The sequence below is a fragment of the Sulfurovum sp. genome, assembly GCF_041551015.1.
Classification (GTDB): domain Bacteria; phylum Campylobacterota; class Campylobacteria; order Campylobacterales; family Sulfurovaceae; genus Sulfurovum.
Map to the genome: position 1 here is coordinate 1 of NZ_JBFENQ010000137.1, position 4,437 is coordinate 4,437.

Consider the following 4,437-nt stretch of genomic DNA (forward strand, 5'->3'; position numbering starts at 1 on the left):
AAAAGATTTTCTGTACGATTTAGCATAAATGCATCAGCAGCAAGGAAGTTTTTAACACCCGCACCACCTAGAACTGTCTCTTCTGTACCATATGCTTCTGCTGCCATCACGATATCAGCATAGTAAGCACGATCTATAAAATCTTTGACTATTTTATATTTTTCTTTCCACTGCGCTAAACGAGTCGGACTCAATATATCACGTACACAAGTAACTCCCCCAACCACAAGACTTTGAGGATGTGGCTGTTTCGCACCAAAGATAGCAAACATTTGTGCCGCTACACGTTGTACTTCAAGTGCTTTAAGATAGTGAGAAAGTGCAATTAAGTTCTGTTCTGGAGAGAATTTATACGTTCCATTACCCCAATAAGCATTGGCAAATGGTCCAAGTTGTCCTTTGTCAACAAAGCTTTTAACCCTCTGTTGTACGGCAGTAAGTTCATCTGTACCCGTTGCAATAGGAAGATCAGCGTATTTAAAAGCCAATTTAGATGCTTTTTCAGGATCTGCACTGAGAGCTGAGACAACATCAACCCAGTCTAGTCCATGCAGATGGTAGAAATGCACTACATGGTCATGCATATAAAGAGATTCATTTAAGAGAGAACGTACCAATTGTGCATTGTACGGTGCCTCTATTCCTAAGGCATTTTCTACAGCTTCTACACCAGCCTTATAGTGTGAATAGGTACAAACTCCACAAATACGTTGTGACATAAGACCCGCATCACGTGGATCACGTCCTTTAAGAATAAGCTCTATCCCTCTCCATAATGTAGATGATGAGTAGGCTTTTTGTACAACATTGTTCTCATCTACTTCAACTTCAATACGAAGATGTCCTTCAATTCTTGTTATCGGATCAATAACTACACGTCTGTTACCCATAATTTACCCTTCCTTCTCATCATTTTTATTCATAAAGATACTTGCAACAGCATGTGCACCAATACCAACAACAGTTGCAGTTAGAAGTGTTGCTCCAACTTTATCAACTGTAGCGTTTAGACCCATAACAAGATGTGACTGGATCGGTTTCTCCAGCGGTCCCATAGTATCCCAGAAGTCAGGTTCGGAACATCCCATACAGCCATGCCCTGCCCCGATAGGCCAATTTACATGCTGATTAAATCGTTCTGTGGAACAATTATTAAACGTATAAGGTCCTTTACAACCTTGTTTATAGAGACACCATCCGTCTTTAGCTCCATCATCGCCAAAGCTCTCGACAAACTCTCCAGCATCAAAATGTCCACGACGTTCACAAAGATCATGAATACGGTTACCGTAAGCCCACTTTGGACGATGGTAACGATCAAGTGCAGGTAAAGTACCAAAGAGTAAGTAGTGCATGAGCGTTCCTACGATGTTTGAAGCACTTGGAGGACATCCTGGTACATTAATAACAGGCTGAGAAACAACTTTATCTACACCTTTAGCACCTGTTGGGTTTGGTGCAGCAGCTTGAATACCACCAAAACTTGAACATGTACCTATAGAAAATATCGCTGCAGCATCTTTAGCTGCTGCAGTAACAAGATCAAGTCCTGTTCTACCATGGGCACCCAGTGTCAGATACTGACCATTCATAGCAGTCGGAACACCACCTTCCACAAGTAATACATAACGTCCTGCATACTTTTTCAAAGCATTATCAAGATTCTCTTCTGCTTGCCATCCGGCTGCAGCCATAAGAGTTTCATGGTATTCAAGAGAGATATAATCAAAGATAAGAGAGTCTATGGTTGGCGCATCAGAACGAATAAGAGATTCACTACATCCTGTACACTCTGCCATATGTAACCAAACCAATGGAACACGATCTGCCATCTTCGCGGCTTCTGCAAATAAAGGAGTGAATTGAGATGGCAAAGCAAGCATTGCTGTAACACCAGCTGCCCACTTCATGAAGTCACGTCGTTCTATACCACGTCCTTCAAGCATTTCTTCAATAGACTCTTCTTTTATAGAAGGCAACTCAGACAACGCCTGTATACGATCTTTTGCTTTAGCATAAAGTGCATCAAAACCATTCATATTCAACCCCTTTTATTTTTTTATCACTGTATAAATAATTATATCATACGAATATTGATACTTATAAATATTCTAAAATAATTCATAATATAGATTTTAAAACCAACCTCTCAACATTAGATACCAATACATAGGTTTTAATTGATACAGGTCAAATGCCCACCAAAAAAACCGTGGCTCTGCAGGGTCTAGGAATGGTATGGTCGGTGCTATGCCTTCATAGTTAAATTCTGCCAAAATGATCTTACCGTATTCCGTTTTGATAGGACATACGGTATAACCATCAAATTTCTCTCTAAGCGCTTTACCTTCTAATGCAGCAACCAGGTTACCTACAACAACGGGAGCTTGGTGTCTTGCTGAACCACCTGTTCTACATATCGGTATACCACATACATCGCCTATACCAAATACATTTTCATATCTTCTGTGCTGCATTGTATGCTGATCTACTTCGAGCCAGCCTTTAGCACTACCTTTTCGCCAACCCAAAGGAGAATCAACCAAAGCTTGAGAAGCTCCCATAGGTGGTACTATATGAATGAAATCGTAGGACATGTCCACCATTCTTGTTTCTTCGGACGTATCATACTCTTCCAGATCTTCATCATATTCACCTTTGATCTCATACGTTTCTTCAAAAGTTGCTACCTTGTTCTTAATATCGATGGCAACAAGATTATGTCTGAACTTGTTGGTGATCGTGTCATATTGCTTCTGTACTTTTTGTAACGATGCATCAAACTCAGGGTGTTTAAAGAGTTTTGCACTGTTTGTTGCAAAAATAAAATCAGCCCCTAAATTATCCTTTCTCAAATGATCTGCACTAAGATAGAGAATTTTTTGTGGTGCTCCACCACATTTAATAGCTGTACTTGGCTGTGTATAGATTGCTTTTGGTTTTTTGCCTGAAGCAGCTGCTTCTTTCAATGCTTCAAACCATTCCCATGTTATATCACCACCTTTAGCAGTACCTTCTTCTAAATTACTCAAATAGACACTTGAGATACCATTTTTACCGATATCATCTTCAGTAAGACCTTTGATCCACTTATAATGGTATTCCATTCCAGTAGCAACAACCATATAATCATATGTTACTTCTTTACCTGCACGCGTTGTGACCTTGTTATTATCTGGGTCGAAAGAAGCTACTTCATCTTTTATCCAGTTTACATCATCAGGAATAAAGTCTTTGTTATCTTTCTTAATATCATCAATAGTGTAAAGTCCAGCTGCCATAAACACTTGTCCCGGTTGATAAAGATGTATCTCATTAGGAGCAATGATCGTAATGTCAGCATTTGGCAAAGCACTATGAAGTCTGGCCAATGCCATGATACCACCAGAACCAGCACCAACAATTAATATCTTCGCCTTTTTATCACTTTTAATATTTGCTGCTTCTGCTTCAGCAGCTTGTAAAGAAGAAGGAATGCCCATGACAGTAGCTGCACCCCCTACACCCATCATTTTGAGTGCCGTCCTTCTACTTATGCCTTCATTAGTTTCACCATGTAAAAGATCTATAAGCGGTTTACTATGCTCAATCTTTTTCTTTATCATAATATAAATCCTTTTAATTTGTATCAAAATAAGTATAAGATAAAAAAAATTTATTGAGACTGAATAACATGTATAAAAATTACTAAATTAATTTTTATCTATAATATCAACTAATTAATATAAATTATAACTGTAAACAACTTCTTTACAATAACTATAATATTGATATAATGTCTAAAAAAGAGAGTGATGAATGACATATATACTTGTACAAGCACTTTCTGGTCTGGGAATGTTTTTATTTGGTATGTTGTATATGGAGCTGGCACTAAAAGAGTCAGCAGGTCTTCGTTTTAAAAGCTGGGTAAAAAACTCCACATCTTCTACAGGAAAATCTCTTATGACCGGAACTATGGCAACTGCACTGTTGCAAAGTTCTTCTGTTGTAACACTTATGACACTCTCATTTGTAAGTGCTTCAATGATCACTTTACATTCAGGTATCGCCGTCATTTTTGGTGCAAATGTAGGAACAACCGTCACATCATGGATCGTTGCAACCCTTGGTTTTAAAGTTAGTATTGAAGCTTTTGCACTTCCTATGATTGGTGCAGGAGGAATAGTACTTATTTTTGATCCTCCTTATAAACGTGTAATTACCATTGCCAAAGTTTTTGTTGGATTTGGTTTATTGTTTCTTGGTCTGGAGTTTATGAAAACATCTATAGAATCCTTGACCAATGCTATTGATCTTGCTAAATTTGTAAACTTTCCATTGATCACTTTTATAGGGATTGGTTTTATACTCACAGCGATCATTCAGTCTAGTTCTGCAGCAACGGCTATTGTATTGAGTGCATTATATGTCAATATACTCAGCTTTGAACAATCT

Annotated in this window: 4 protein-coding genes; 1 reads left to right on the forward strand and 3 read right to left on the reverse strand. The window is 38.3% G+C overall.

What is annotated here, in order from left to right; all coding sequences use genetic code 11:
* The 3 genes from ABZC96_RS08465 to ABZC96_RS08475 all read right to left on the reverse strand — a co-directional run.
* Nucleotides 1-890 (reverse strand): nickel-dependent hydrogenase large subunit (locus ABZC96_RS08465; RefSeq protein WP_373030438.1); only part of this gene is annotated, 890 nt, incomplete at its 3' end.
* Nucleotides 891-893: 3 nt separating this feature from the next.
* Nucleotides 894-2,039 (reverse strand): hydrogenase small subunit, encoded by a 1,146-nt coding sequence (locus ABZC96_RS08470; protein WP_373030439.1) that lies wholly within the window; start codon nucleotides 2,037-2,039, stop codon nucleotides 894-896.
* Nucleotides 2,040-2,135: 96 nt separating this feature from the next.
* Nucleotides 2,136-3,605, reverse strand: a complete 1,470-nt coding sequence (locus ABZC96_RS08475; protein WP_373030440.1) for an NAD(P)/FAD-dependent oxidoreductase — start codon at nucleotides 3,603-3,605, stop codon at nucleotides 2,136-2,138.
* Nucleotides 3,606-3,798: 193 nt separating this feature from the next.
* Here ABZC96_RS08475 and ABZC96_RS08480 point away from each other — a divergent pair.
* On the forward strand, nucleotides 3,799-4,437 hold a 639-nt coding region (locus tag ABZC96_RS08480), incomplete at its 3' end, for a Na/Pi cotransporter family protein (RefSeq protein WP_373030441.1).